Origin of the sequence: Streptomyces sp. NPDC102451, assembly GCF_044765485.1 — a bacterium.
In the GTDB taxonomy this organism is placed as follows: Bacteria; Actinomycetota; Actinomycetes; order Streptomycetales; family Streptomycetaceae; genus Streptomyces.
Genome location: NZ_JBIWKD010000003.1, coordinates 439,499 through 453,080, shown reverse-complemented (window position 1 = coordinate 453,080; position 13,582 = coordinate 439,499). Strand labels below are relative to the sequence as shown.

Genomic DNA, 13,582 nt, shown 5'->3' with positions numbered 1-13,582 from the left:
TTGCGGGCTTTGTCCTCAAGCGCTTTTCCGGGGTGGTCCGGCCCTGTGCGTTGCCGGTCCCGGGGGCGGCCGGCCTTGGGGGCTTCCCGCTCGCGGTACCTTCGGGCGCACACTGGGCGTCACGGGTCACCGGAAGAGCGGAGTACGAGCGTGAGCATGAATGCGACCGAGGGGGCCGATCCGTTCGGGACGGCGCGACTGCGGCGCGGCGTGCTCGACGCCTGGGGCGCTGGCCCCGCCCGCTTCCGTGAGGACGCCAACGCCGAGGAGGACCTCGCGCTGGGCGGCTACCGCGACCGGCTGGTCGTCGAGCTGGCCCAGAACGCCGCCGACGCCGCCTCCCGCGCCGGTGCCCCCGGCCGGCTCCGCCTCACCCTGCACGAGGCGGACGGCAGCAGCCCCGCCGTCCTGGCCGCCGCCAACAACGGCGCCCCCCTCGACGCGACCGGCGTCGAGTCGCTGAGCACCCTGCGGGCCTCCGCCAAGCGCGAGGGCCACGAGTCCGCCGTCGGCCGCTTCGGTGTCGGATTCGCCGCCGTCCTGGCCGTCAGCGACGAGCCCGCCGTGATCGGCCGCCACGGAGGCGTCCGCTGGTCCCTCGCGGAGGCCCGCGACCTCGCGCGGCAGGCCGCCGTCGGCAGCCCCGGGCTCGGTGACGAGCTGCGCCGCCGCGACGGACACGTACCGCTGCTCCGGCTGCCGCTGCCCGCCGAGGGCACCGCGCCCGACGGGTACGACACCGTCGTCGTCCTGCCGCTCCGCGACGGCGTCGCCGAGGACCTGGTGGGCCGGCTGCTCGCCGGGGTCGACGACGCGCTGCTCCTGACGCTGCCCGGCCTCGACGAGGTCGTCATCGAAACCCCCGACGGCGTACGGACGTTGCGGCGCTCGCAGCACGGCCCGTACACGCACGTCGACGACTCCGTGAACGGCCTGCACCGCTGGCGCACCGTCGCCGCCCACGGGCCCCTGGAGCCCGCGCTGCTGGCCGACCGGCCCGTCGAGGAGCGGCTGCGCCCGCACTGGTCGGTGACGTGGGCCGTGCCCGTCGGCGAGGACGGGGCGCCCGAGCATCCCCGTACGGCACCCGTCGTGCACGCGCCGACCCCCACCGACGAGCCCCTCGGCGTCCCGGCGCTGCTGATCGCCTCGCTGCCGCTGGACACCACCCGCAGGCACCCCGCGCCGGGTCCGCTGACCGACTTCCTGGTGCAGCGTGCGGCCGACGCGTACGCCGAACTGCTCGCCGGCTGGGAGCCCGTCTCCGTCGCCACGATCGCGCTGGTGCCGGGCGTCCTCGGCAAGGGACAGCTCGACGGCGCGCTGCGGGCCGCGATCCTGGAGCGGCTGCCCCGGGTCGCGTTCCTGGAGCCCGCCGCACCCCGGGACCCCGCCGAGGCGGCGGCCCAGTGGGACGACTGGGACGGTGCCGGGGCCCCGAGCCCGGGGACGACCGCGCTGCGGCCCGTCGAGGCCGAGGTGGTCGAGGGCGTCGGCGACCGGACCGTACGGGTCCTCGCCGAGGTCCTCCCCTGTCTGCTGCCCGCCGGCCTGGAGCGCCGCGTCGAGCTGCGTACGCTCGGTGTCGCCCGGGTCCCGCTGACCGAGGCCATCGACCGGCTGGCCGGCCTGGAGCGTGACCCGGACTGGTGGCGGCGGCTGTACGACAGCCTGGGCGGCGTCGACCCCGACCGGCTCTCCGGACTGCCCGTTCCCCTCGCGGGCACCGGGGACGCGCCGCCCCGCACCACCATCGGCCCCCGCCAGGTCCTCCTGCCGCTGCCGGACGCGCTCACCTCGCCGGTCCTCGGCCGGCTGGCCAGGCTGGGGCTGAAGGTGGCCCACCCGGACGCCGCCCACCCCCTGCTGGAGAAGCTGGGCGCCCTGCCGGCCACCCCGCGCGCCGTGCTGCGGACCCCGCAGGTCCGGGCCGCCGTCGCCGGTTCGCTGGACGCGGGCGAGATCTGGGACGAGGACGCCCTGGACGGGGACGAGCTCGCCGACACCGTCCTCACGCTCGTGCGCGACGCTGACCTCGCGCCCGGCGACGAGCCCTGGCTGGGCGCGCTCGCCCTGCCCGACGAGGACGGCGAACCCGCGCCCGCCGGTGAACTCGTCCTGCCCGACAGTCCGTTCGCCCAGGTGATGCGCGAGGGTGAACTCGCCCTGTGCGACGCGGAGCTGGCCGGACGCTGGGGCGAACAGCCGCTGACCGCCTGCGGGGTGCTGGCCACCTTCGCCCTCGTACGGGCCACCGACGTGGTCCTGGACCCGGACGAACTGGAGCCCCGCGACGGTGACTTCGCCGAGCCCGACGACGCCGGGCTGCTCGACGCCGTCGACGTGTGGTGCGAGGACGTCCTGGACCAGCTCCCGGACACCCCCGTGCCGCCGGTCGCCACCGAGCTCGTCGCCGTACGCGACCTGGACCTCGTCGACGACGACGCCTGGCCGCAGGCGCTGGCGATGCTCGCCCGCCCGCCGCTGCGCGACGCGCTGACCCAGCCGGTACGCGTCCTGCTCCCGGACGGCACCACGCAGTCCGTGCGGCCCTACACCGCGTGGTGGCTGCGCGACCACCCCGTGCTCGACGGCCGCCGCCCCGCCGGTCTGCGCGCGGCGGGCGGCGACCCGCGTCTGGCCGGTCTGTACGACTCCGCCGACGCGACCGGCTTCGACGACGCGCAGGTGCTGCGCGCCCTCGGCGTACGGACCTCGGTGGCCGCGCTCCTGGACGAACCGGGCGGGGCGGCCGAGCTGCTCGGCCGGCTCGCCGACGAGGAGCGTCCCGTCGGTCCCGTACAACTGCACTCGCTGTACACGGCGCTGGCCGAGCTGGACCCTGAACAGGTCACGCTGCCGGACGAGTTGCGGGCCGTCGTGGACGACGAGGTGCGGGTCGCCGACGCGGCGGACGTCGTGATCGCCGACGCCCCCGACCTGCTGCCGCTGACCGGCGGGCTCCCGCTGCTGCCGGTGGCCCCGGCGCGGGCGGCCGAGCTGGCGGACCTGCTCCAGGTGCGGCGGCTCGGCGAGACCGTCGAGGCCGTGGTCACGACGGAGGGCGAGGAGCACCAGGTGCCGGAGTCCGTACGGATCCTGCTCGGCGCCGGGACCCCGGACACCTATGTCGAGCACGGCGAACTGCGCGCGGGCGGCATCGAGCTGGACTGGCGCCGCACCCCGGACGGTGTGGTCCACGCGTCGACGGTGGAGGGCGTGGCGGCCGGCCTCGCCTGGGCGGCCGGCCAGTGGCCGCGCCGCTTCGAGGTGGCCGCCCTGCTGGAGGACCCGTCACGCACGGAGGAGCTGGCCCGGGACCGCTGGTTCGACTGAGCGGTTGTCTCGCGACAGCCCGACGCATGCGATCTTCACAGTAAATACACACGATGGGTACAACCATTCACATGTGTGCGCTGTCTGATCGTGCGAGTCAGCAGACTCGCAGACCAGATGGGACCTGCCGAGGGGGAACACACCCCGGCGGGTCCCCTGCTCCACAGGGGACCACATGCGTATTCGTGCCACCGTCGCCGCTGTTTCCGGCGCCCTGGCTCTGTCCGCTCTCGCTGTTCCGGCCGCGACGGCCGACGACGGCCGCACCTGGACGCCCGACTTCGGGTTCACCGCGCCCGAGCGCCCCGCAGGGCGCATGGCCGCCCGTTCCGTCACCTCCGACAGCGACCTCAAGATCACCAAGGCCGTCGTGAACGGTGGCAAGGCCATCGTGGTGGGCACCACCGCACCCAAGAAGGTCACCGTCGCCATCACGGCGACGGACGACTCCGGCATCGCCGACGCCAGCACCATCCTGTGGATCGGCAGCGACGTGGACTCCGAGGACAGCTTCGGCTTCCTGCAGAACGAGGACGTCGCGAAGTGCAAGGCGGCCAACGCCACGACCTCCACCTGCACGCTCACGGTCACCGTCGACCCGGCGTGGCTGATCAACTCCGACGCGACCAGCTGGAAGGTCGGCGCGGCGGTGCTCAGCAACGACGGCCAGGTCGTGCAGCAGGACGCCTACGCCAAGGTGAAGCTCCAGCGCCTCTCCAAGGTGACCGTCAACGCCGCGCCGGAGCCCGTCAAGAAGGGCAAGACCATCACGGTCACCGGCAAGCTGTCGCGCGCCAACTGGGAGACCGGCACGTACAAGGGCTACGCCACCCAGGCCGTCAAGCTGCAGTTCCGCAAGAAGAACAGCAGCACCTACACCACCGTCAAGACCATCAAGACGAGCAGCACCGGTGCGCTGAAGACCACCGTCAAGGCGTCCGTGGACGGCTACTGGCGCTACAGCTTCGCCGGCACCTCCACCACCCCGACCGTCACGGCCGCGGGTGACTTCGTCGACGTGAAGTAACCCCGGCAGCTCCTACGAGCGGAAGCGGCGGCCGACCAGTCTCCAGGCCAGTTCCAGGACGGCCGCCGCCACCACCGAGATCCCCACCGCCGTCCACGGCATGGTGACCCCGACCAGCTTCAGCGCGAAGAACTCCTGGAGCCAGGGCACCGCGAGCACGACGAGGAAACACAGGCCCATCGACGCCACCAGGGCCACCCGCCACCAGGTGTACGGGCGGGCGATGATCGCCAGGACCCACATGGAGACCAGGAACAGGGTGAGGGTCGCCGCGCTCGTCTCCGCGTCGAGCGCGCCCGGACCGGAGTAGGCGTGCCGGGCGATCAGATAGGTGGCGAAGGTGGCCGCCGCCGCGATGACCCCGGAGGGGATCGCGTACCGCATGACACGGCGTACGAAGTGCGGCCGGGCCCGCTCCTTGTTGGGGGCGAGCGCCAGGAAGAACGCCGGTACGCCGATCGTCAGCGTGGACAGCAGCGTCAGATGGCGCGGCAGGAACGGGTACTCCACCTGGAAGCAGACCACCAGGATCGCCAGCAGCACCGAGTAGACGGTCTTCGTGAGGAACAGGGTGGCGACCCGGGTGATGTTGCCGATGACCCGCCGCCCCTCGGCCACGACCGAGGGCAGCGTCGCGAAGCTGTTGTCGAGCAGCACGATCTGGGCCACCGCGCGGGTCGCCTCGGAGCCCGAGCCCATCGAGACCCCGATGTCGGCGTCCTTGAGCGCGAGCACGTCGTTGACGCCGTCCCCGGTCATCGCGACCGTGTGGCCGCGTGACTGGAGAGCCCCGACCATCTCCCGCTTCTGCTGCGGGGTGACCCGGCCGAAGACCGCGTTCCGCTCGATCTCCGTCGCCATGGCGTCGGTGTCGTCGGGCAGCCGGCGGGCGTCCAGGGGGTGCTCGGCGCCCGGCATCCCCAGCTTCTGGGCCACCGCGCCGACCGAGACGGCGTTGTCGCCGGAGATGACCTTCGCGGCGACGTTCTGGTCGTCGAAGTAGGCCAGGGTCTCCCCGGCGTCGGGCCGCAGCCGCTGCTCCAGGACGACGAGCGCGGTGGGTTCGGCCCCGGAGGCGGCGTCCGGGGCGTCCACCTCGCCGCGCACCCGCGCGAGGAGCAGGACCCGCAGCCCCTGCTCGTTGAGGTGACCGGTCTCGGCGAGGGCCGGGTCGTCGGCGGCCAGCAGCACATCGGGGGCGCCGAGCAGCCAGGCGGACGCGGTGCCGTCGGACTCGGCGAAGGCCGCGCCGCTGTACTTGCGGGCCGAGGAGAACGGCACGGCCTGCGTGACACCCCAGCCCCCGCCGTCCGGGTGCGCGTCGATGATGGCCTGGAGGCTGGCGTTGGGCCGGGGGTCGGAGGCGCCGAGGGCGCCCAGGACACGGTGGACGTACTCCTCGTCGGAACCGTTCAGCGGGCGGACCTCGGTGACGTCCATCCCGCCCTCGGTGAGGGTGCCGGTCTTGTCCAGGCAGACGACGTCGACCCGGGCCAGGCCCTCGATGGCGGGCAGCTCCTGCACGAGGCACTGCTTGCGGCCGAGCCGGATCACCCCGATCGCGAAGGCGACCGAGGTGAGCAGGACCAGGCCCTCGGGGATCATCGGGACGATGCCGCCGACCGTGCGGGCCACCGACTCCTTGAAGTCGTTCTCCTTGACGACCAGCTGGCTGATGATGAGCCCGATCGCCGTCGGCACCATCATCCAGGTCACGTACTTGAGGATCGTGCTGATGCCGCTGCGCAGCTCGGACTGGACGAGGGTGAAGCGGGACGCCTCCTCGGCGAGCTGGGCGGCGTACGCCTCGCGGCCGACCTTGGTGGCGGTGAACGCCCCTCCTCCGGCGACGACGAAGCTGCCGGACATCACCGGGTCGCCGGGCCGCTTGACCACCGGGTCGGCCTCGCCGGTCAGCAGCGACTCGTCGATCTCCAGGCTGTCCGCCTCGGCGACCGTGCCGTCGACGACGGCCTTGTCCCCGGGACCCAGCTCGACCAGGTCACCGAGGACGATCTCCGAGACGGAGACCTCGGCGGAGGTCCCGTCGCGCCGTACGGTCGGTTTCGCCTCGCCGATCACCGCGAGGCTGTCCAGGGTCTTCTTGGCGCGCCACTCCTGGACGATGCCGATCCCGGTGTTGGCGATGATCACGAAGCCGAAGAGGCCGTCCTGGATCGGCGCGACGAACAGCATGATCACCCAGAGCACGCCGATGATCAGGTTGAACCGGGTCAGGACGTTCGCGCGGACGATCTCGGTGACGGAGCGGGACGAGCGGACCGGTACGTCGTTGACCTCGCCCCGCGCCACCCGCTCCGCGACCTCGGCGGTCGTCAGCCCACCCGGTGGCGCGGGCGCGGGAGAGGTCCGTACGGAATCCGGCTGCTCACCGGAGGAATCGAGTGCCCGCTGCGTCATGATTCCGACCGTACGGGCGGAAGGGAGGGTTCACCCGCCGGGAACAGGAAGTTCCGACCGGGGGAGGACCGGAATGGTCCCACGGTCGTACGTGCGGTGGATCAGGGGCGGTGCGGGCGTACCTCGGTCAGTGGTGCGCGCCGTCGGGCGCGGACTCCTCGGCGGCGGCCTGTGCGGCGGCCCGCTTGAGCGCGGCGTCGCGCCCCCGGACGTACCAGATGCCGATCAGGCCGAGTCCGGCGCCGGCCAGGCAGACCCAGATCCACCAGGCGTGGCCCCGGTCGTCGAACCAGCCGTAGAAGGGGACCTGCACGAGGAAGAGGACGAACCAGAGGATCGTGCCGCCGGTGACGGTGGCGACGACAGGGCCCTCCAGGGGCTCGGGTGCCTCGTGTTTCGGTGTCCACTTCTCCATGCGCTCAGTCTACGGGCTGCGCTGCGGGCCAGTCGGCCCAAGGATCTACGCGCGGAGATAGCGATCTTTCCCTTATGTATTCATACTGAATCCGGTTGCGGATGACTCGAATTATTCGTGTGAACATCCAAATGTGACTACTTTCATCCCCTCGATGCACGACTGAAGGTCATACATGTCCTCCTCGACCACCGCTCCGGTCGATCAGCCGCCGACGCCGCAGCAGCCTCACGGCGTCCTCGATCGTTACTTCAAGATCTCCGAGCGGGGGTCGTCGGTCGCGCGCGAGATCCGAGGCGGTTTCGCCACGTTCTTCGCGATGGCGTACATCATCGTGCTCAATCCGATCATCCTCGGCAGCGCGAAGGACATGTACGGGCACCAGCTCGACGGCGGCCAGCTCGTCACGGCCACCGTGCTCGCGGCCGCCTTCTCCACGCTCCTGATGGGTGTCATCGGCAACGTGCCGATCGCGCTCGCCGCCGGTCTCGGCGTCAACACCGTCGTCGCCCTCCAGCTCGCCCCCCGGATGAGCTGGCCCGACGCGATGGGCATGGTCGTCCTCGCGGGCATCGTCGTGATGCTCCTCGTCGCTACCGGGCTCCGGGAACGCGTGATGAACGCCGTGCCGCGCTCGCTCCGCAAGGGCATCGCGATCGGCATCGGCCTCTTCGTGCTGCTGGTCGGCCTGGTCGACTCGGGCTTCGTCTCCCGCATCCCGGACGCCGCGCACACCACGGTGCCGCTGCAGCTCGGCAACGACGGCCACCTCAACGGCTGGCCGGTCCTGGTCTTCATCCTCGGCACGCTGCTGACCCTGGCGCTGATCGTCCGCAAGGTGCCGGGCGCGATCCTGCTCTCCATCGTCGTCATGACGGTCGTCGCGCTGGTCATCGACGCCGTCGCCGACCTGCCGGCCGGCGCCTGGGGCCTGACCGTCCCGGAGTGGCCCGGCAATCCCGTCTCGTCGCCGGACTTCGGGCTGCTCGGTCAGGTCAGTCTGTTCGGCGGCTTCGGGAAGGTCGGCCTGCTGACCGGCATCCTCTTCGTCTTCACCGTGCTGCTGTCCTGCTTCTTCGACGCGATGGGCACCATCCTCGGCGTCGGCGACGAGGCCAAGCTGATGGACAAGGACGGCAACTTCCCGGGCATCAACAGGGTCCTCCTCGTCGACGGTGTCGCCGTCGCCGCGGGTGGCGTGAGCTCCTCCTCCGCCTCGACCTGCTTCGTGGAGTCCACGGCGGGCGTCGGCGAGGGCGCCCGTACCGGGCTGGCGAGCGTGGTGAGCGGGCTGCTCTTCACGGTGGCGCTGTTCCTGACGCCGCTGGCGACGATGGTCCCCTCGCAGGCGGCCACCCCGGCACTGATCGCGGTCGGGTTCCTGATCCTCGCGGGCAACATCCGGGACGTCGACTGGAGCGACTACACGCTCGCCATCCCGGCCTTCATGGCCATGCTGATGATGCCGCTCACGTACTCGATCACCAACGGCATCGGCATCGGCTGCATCGCCTTCAGCGTGATGCGCCTGGCGGCGGGCCGGGGCCGGGAGGTCCCGGTGGCCATGTACGTGGTCTCCGCGGTCTTCGTCTTCTACTACGCGATGCCGGCGCTCGGCCTCACGTAGGCGCGTACGCGCGCAGTCCTCACCCCTGCGGGGCGGAGGCCCGTCATGTGACCCGGTCGGCCGGGTCCGGGTGACGGGTGTCCGCCCCGTAGAACTTCTCCGTCTCGTCGACGGCCGCGTGGAAGCGCTCGTCGAAATCGTCGCGGACGAGCGTCCGGACCACGTAGTCCTGGACGCTCATGCCGCGTCTGGCGGCGTGCTGGCGGAGCCGGTCGAGCAGCTCACCGTCTATGCGCAGGCTGAGCACTGTCGATCCCATGCCAAGCAGGGTCGCGGCACACGTGGCCTTTTCGCGGCTCTTTCCGCCTCATACTCACTCGTTCGGGTGATCAGTTTCTCGCGCGTGTACCACCAGTTGGTATTTAGCATGGCTAATGAGTTACGCTAAGGAACATGCCTGACCTGATCCACGACGGTGACAGTGCCGCCGCCGTGAGCTCCCTCCGCTCCGCCGTGATGCTGCTGGGCCGTCGCCTGAAGCACCAGCGTGTGGACGAGTCGCTGAGCCCCACCGAGATGTCGGTGCTCGGCACACTCGCCCGCTGCGGTTCCGCCACCCCCGGTGAGCTGGCCCGCAAGGAGCACGTGCAGCCGCCGTCGATGACCCGCATCGTCGCGCTGCTGGAAGCGAAGGGCCTGGTCAGACTGGAACCGCACCCTGATGACCGTCGGCAGAAGATGGTCAGCCGGACCGAGCAGGCGGAAGCCATGCTCGCCGAGAGCCGCGACAAGCGGAACGCCTGGCTGGCCAACCTCGCCGAGGGCCTGGACGAGGACGAGTGGGAGAAGCTGCGGGCCGCCGCGCCCGTGCTGGAGAAGCTCGCCCACCTGTGACCCCGACGGGCGCCGTCGGACCCCCTCACGGGTCCCGCAGCGCCCGCAGTCACGTCCCCGTCGGTAAGAACGCCGTATACGCCCGAGGAGGCGAACTCTTTTGAGTACGGGATCCGGAGCAGACTCCGCCCCCGCACCGACTTCCGCCCACGAGAGCAAGACCGGCGGGACCTTCTCGTCGCTGAAGATCCGCAACTACCGCCTGTTCGCCACGGGCGCCGTGATCTCCAACACCGGTACCTGGATGTCCCGCATCACGCAGGACTGGCTCGTCCTGAGCCTCACCGGGTCCGCAGCCGCCGTCGGTATCACCACGGCCCTCCAGTTCCTCCCGATGCTGCTCTTCGGCCTGTACGGCGGCGTCATCGCCGACCGGCTCCCGAAGCGGCGTCTCCTGCTCATCAGCCAGGCAGCGCTCGGCCTGTGCGGCATCGCACTCGCCGTCCTTACCCTCTCCGGCGTCGTCGAGGTCTGGCACGTCTACCTGATCGCGTTCCTGCTCGGCATGGTGACCGTCGTCGACAACCCGGCACGCCAGTCGTTCGTCTCCGAGATGGTCGGCCCCGCGCAGCTGCGCAACGCCGTCAGCCTGAACTCGGCGAACTTCCAGTCCGCCCGGCTCATCGGCCCCGCCGTCGCGGGTGTCCTGATCACGACGGTCGGCAGCGGCTGGGCGTTCATGTTCAACGGGCTGTCCTTCATCGCCCCGCTGGTCGGCCTGATGATGATGCGTACGAGCGAGCTCCACGCGTCCGTCACCGTCAAGCGCGCCAAGGGCCAGCTGCGTGACGGCCTGCGCTACGTCTCCGGCAGGCCCGAGCTGATCTGGCCGATCGTCCTGGTCGGCTTCGTCGGCACGTTCGGGTTCAACTTCCCGATCTTCCTGACGGCCTTCGCGGACGAGATCTTCCACGGCGGCGCCGGGATGTACTCGTTCTTCAACATCCTCATGGCGGCCGGCTCCCTCGCCGGGGCCCTCCTCGCCGCCCGGCGCCGCTCCTCGCGGCTGCGGATGCTGGTGGCCGCGGGCACCCTGTTCGGCCTGCTGGAGGTCGCCGCTTCCCTGTCGCCGTCCGTCTGGCTGTTCTCGCTGCTGCTGCTGCCGATCGGGATGATCGGCCTGACGACCAACATCAGCGCCAACACGAGCGTCCAGATGGCCGCCGACCCCGAGATGCGGGGCCGGGTGATGAGCCTCTACATGATGGTCTTCGCCGGAGGCACGCCGGTGGGCGCACCGATCGTCGGCTGGATCAGCGACACCTACGGCGCCCGGATCGGCATGGCGGCCGGAGGCGCGATCTCGATGGTGGCCGCGGTCGGTGTCGGCTTCATGCTGACCCGCGTCGGCGGCCTGCGCCTGAAGGTCGACCTGCGGCCGGGTCGCCCGCATGTGCGAATAGTCCCGCGCGAGCAGCTGGCCACGGCTGCCTGAACCGGCCCACGAGCGCTGCCCTTCCCGGTGGGGAGGGCAGTGTTCCCATTTTCAGTCGCGGGGGAAGCCGCCCGTCTCCAGCGTGAGGCCCACGACCGTCTCCGTCAGCTCGATCGCGGCGCCGAAGTCGAGACTCAGCGTGCTGCGGTACTCGTCGTCCTTGGGGAGCGTGTGGAGGTGCCACGTTCCCGTGTACGGGTCGACGATGAGGTACACGGGAACACCGGCAATGGCGTAGGTGGCCTTTTTGGAGCCGTAGTCGTTGGCGGCCGTGCCCTTGGAGATCACTTCGGCGACGAATTCGATGTCCTGGTAGCGCCAGTGCCCCTGAGGGTCCTTGGTGGCACCCTCGGTAAGGGCGACTACATCTGAGGCGAATCCGTTGAGCCGGCCCGGGAAATCGATCCGCACGTCCGTCTTCAGCCGCTTGCGCAGGTAGGCGGCGCGAAGTTGCTCCAAGAGGTCGAAAATGATGTCCCAGTGTGTGTCCCGTTGCGGCGACATGTAGACGTTCCCCTCGACGATCTCGACCTTGAATCCCTCGGGGGTGGGCTCAAGCCACTCGAACATCATGTCCAAGGTGCGCTCGTCGCTGGTGTCGGCCATCTCGATCCTGTCGTCGACGACGGTCATCGTGCCGCTCCTCCCCGCTGCCGCACAGGCGCGGGTAGCCGCGTAGTACAACGATAGGCGCGGCCCCCCCCGGACACGCCCGGACGCTGGGACACTCGCCGCATGAGCAGCCAGAGACTCTTCGCCGCCGTCCTGCCGCCGGAGCCCGCCGCCGACGAGCTGGCCAGGGCCGTCGGCACGCTGCACACGATCCCCGGCGCCGTGGACCTCCGCTGGACCGCCCGGCCCGGCTGGCACTACACGCTGGCCTTCTACGGGGAGGTCGGCGAGGAGCTGCTGCCGGAGCTGTACGGCCGGCTGGAGCGGGCCGCGCACCGGACCGAGCCCTTCCCGCTCCGGATCCACGGCGGTGGCCGGTTCGACGGGCGGGCGCTGTGGGCGGGGGCCGCGGGCGGCCTCGACACCCTGCGGCTGCTGGCGGCGCGGGCCCACGCCGCCGCGCGCAAGGCCGGTGTCCCGATGGAGGAGCCGCATCGCCACACCCCGCACCTCACGCTCGCCCGCAGCCGGGGCCACGCCGACCTGACCCCGTACACGGCGGCGCTGGAGGGCTTCGAGAGCGGGGAGTGGGAGGTGGGTGAGCTCGGTCTCGTACGCAGCAGACTTCCGGTGGACGGGGTGCCGGGGGAGCAGCCGCGCTACGAGGTGGTGCGGGCCTGGCCGCTGGGACGGTGAGCGGGGCGGTTACGCTCGACGGGTGGATCCGAAGACCAGAAACCGCATCATGGCCGCCGTGCTCGTACTGATGTTCGTCGTCGTCGCGGCGGCGTCCGCCCTCGGGGGCTGAGCCCGCCGAGGACGTACGCACGCACGCCGGCTACCAGGCGAAGTTCTCCGGCGACGGGCCCGGGCCGGGGAAGATCTCGTCGAGCGCCGACAGCACCTCGGACGACAGCTCCAGCTCCACCGCGCGCAGCGCCGAGTCCAGCTGCTCCCGGGTGCGCGGGCCGGAGATCGGGCCCGTGACGCCGGGGCGGGTGAGCAGCCAGGCCAGGCCGACCTCGCCGGGCTCAAGGCCGTGCTTCTCCAGCAGGTCCTCGTACGCCTGGATCTGCGCCCGCTGCTTCGGGTCGGCGAGCGCCTCGGCGGAGCGGCCGGAGGTGGACCGGGCGCTGCCGCCCGCACCCTCCTTGCGGATCGCGCCGCTGAGCAGCCCGCCGTGCAGCGGCGACCACGGGATGACCCCGAGGCCGTACTCCTGGGCGGCCGGGATGACCTCCATCTCGGCGCCGCGTTCCATCAGGTTGTAGATGCACTGCTCGCTGACCAGGCCGTAACTGCCCCGCTGCCTGGCCCGCTCGTTGGCCTGGGCGATCTTGTAGCCCGAGAAGTTGGACGAGCCCGCGTAGAGGATCTTGCCCTGCTGGATCAGTACGTCGATGGCCTGCCAGATCTCGTCGATCGGGGTGTTCCGGTCGACGTGGTGGAACTGGTACAGGTCGATGTGGTCCGTCTGGAGCCGCTTGAGGCTGGCGTCGACGGCTCGGCGAATGTTCAGGGCGGACAGCTTGTCGTGGTTGGGCCACGCCTCCCCGTCGGCGCCCATGTTCCCGTAGACCTTGGTGGCGAGGACGACCTTGTCGCGGCGGTCGCCGCCCTGTGCGAACCAGGTGCCGAGGATCTCCTCGGTGCGGCCCTTGTTCTCGCCCCAGCCGTAGACGTTCGCGGTGTCGAAGAAATTGACGCCGGCCTCCAGGGCGGCGTCCATGAGCGCGTGGCTGTCGCTCTCGTTGGTCTGGGGGCCGAAGTTCATCGTCCCCAGTACGAGGCGGCTGACCTTGAGTCCGGTGCGTCCGAGCTGCGTGTACTTCATGGGTCCCCAGCCAACTCCTTCGAGCGCGCTCGAAGCAAGGT

General features: G+C 71.0%; 11 protein-coding genes. 6 read left to right on the top strand and 5 right to left on the bottom strand.

What is annotated here, in order from left to right; genetic code table 11:
- Positions 1-156: 156 nt before the first annotated feature.
- Both ACIRD8_RS09155 and ACIRD8_RS09150 read left to right on the top strand, forming a co-directional pair.
- Complete coding sequence (locus ACIRD8_RS09155) at positions 157-3,336, top strand: sacsin N-terminal ATP-binding-like domain-containing protein (RefSeq protein WP_403988280.1); 3,180 nt, start codon at positions 157-159, stop codon at positions 3,334-3,336.
- A 175-nt stretch (positions 3,337-3,511) separates the two neighbouring features.
- Entirely contained in the window at positions 3,512-4,363 is an 852-nt protein-coding gene (locus ACIRD8_RS09150) for a DUF5707 domain-containing protein (protein ID WP_403988278.1), read from the top strand.
- A gap of 12 nt (positions 4,364-4,375) precedes the next feature.
- Here ACIRD8_RS09150 and ACIRD8_RS09145 read toward each other — a convergent pair whose 3' ends face one another.
- Complete coding sequence (locus ACIRD8_RS09145; protein WP_403988276.1) at positions 4,376-6,784, bottom strand: cation-translocating P-type ATPase; 2,409 nt, start codon at positions 6,782-6,784, stop codon at positions 4,376-4,378.
- 127 nt (positions 6,785-6,911) lie between these two features.
- Positions 6,912-7,199 (bottom strand): DUF2530 domain-containing protein, encoded by a 288-nt coding sequence (locus ACIRD8_RS09140; protein ID WP_403988274.1) that lies wholly within the window; start codon positions 7,197-7,199, stop codon positions 6,912-6,914.
- 175 nt (positions 7,200-7,374) lie between these two features.
- Between ACIRD8_RS09140 and ACIRD8_RS09135 the strand changes: the two genes are divergently transcribed.
- On the top strand, positions 7,375-8,826 hold the full coding sequence (locus ACIRD8_RS09135) for an NCS2 family permease (RefSeq protein ID WP_403988272.1): 1,452 nt from the start codon (positions 7,375-7,377) through the stop codon (positions 8,824-8,826).
- A gap of 43 nt (positions 8,827-8,869) precedes the next feature.
- Here the strand turns inward: ACIRD8_RS09135 and ACIRD8_RS09130 are convergent, their stop codons facing one another.
- On the bottom strand, positions 8,870-9,085 hold the full coding sequence (locus ACIRD8_RS09130; protein WP_187327166.1) for a hypothetical protein: 216 nt from the start codon (positions 9,083-9,085) through the stop codon (positions 8,870-8,872).
- A 134-nt stretch (positions 9,086-9,219) separates the two neighbouring features.
- On the opposite strand from ACIRD8_RS09130, the gene ACIRD8_RS09125 reads away from it, so the two are divergent.
- Both ACIRD8_RS09125 and ACIRD8_RS09120 read left to right on the top strand, forming a co-directional pair.
- Positions 9,220-9,660 carry a MarR family winged helix-turn-helix transcriptional regulator gene (locus tag ACIRD8_RS09125; protein ID WP_403988270.1) on the top strand — a complete coding sequence of 147 codons (441 nt, stop codon included), beginning with the start codon at positions 9,220-9,222 and terminating at the stop codon, positions 9,658-9,660.
- A gap of 100 nt (positions 9,661-9,760) precedes the next feature.
- Positions 9,761-11,095: an MFS transporter gene (locus tag ACIRD8_RS09120; protein ID WP_403988268.1), complete on the top strand. Its 1,335-nt coding sequence runs from the start codon at positions 9,761-9,763 to the stop codon at positions 11,093-11,095.
- A 51-nt stretch (positions 11,096-11,146) separates the two neighbouring features.
- Here ACIRD8_RS09120 and ACIRD8_RS09115 read toward each other — a convergent pair whose 3' ends face one another.
- Positions 11,147-11,728, bottom strand: coding sequence for a Uma2 family endonuclease (locus ACIRD8_RS09115; RefSeq protein WP_403988266.1), 582 nt, complete (start codon positions 11,726-11,728; stop codon positions 11,147-11,149).
- A 102-nt stretch (positions 11,729-11,830) separates the two neighbouring features.
- On the opposite strand from ACIRD8_RS09115, the gene thpR reads away from it, so the two are divergent.
- Complete coding sequence (thpR, locus tag ACIRD8_RS09110; protein ID WP_403988264.1) at positions 11,831-12,403, top strand: RNA 2',3'-cyclic phosphodiesterase; 573 nt, start codon at positions 11,831-11,833, stop codon at positions 12,401-12,403.
- Positions 12,404-12,545: 142 nt separating this feature from the next.
- Here the strand turns inward: thpR and ACIRD8_RS09105 are convergent, their stop codons facing one another.
- Positions 12,546-13,541, bottom strand: coding sequence for an aldo/keto reductase (locus tag ACIRD8_RS09105; protein ID WP_403988262.1), 996 nt, complete (start codon positions 13,539-13,541; stop codon positions 12,546-12,548).
- Between the last annotated feature and the right edge of the window lie 41 nt (positions 13,542-13,582).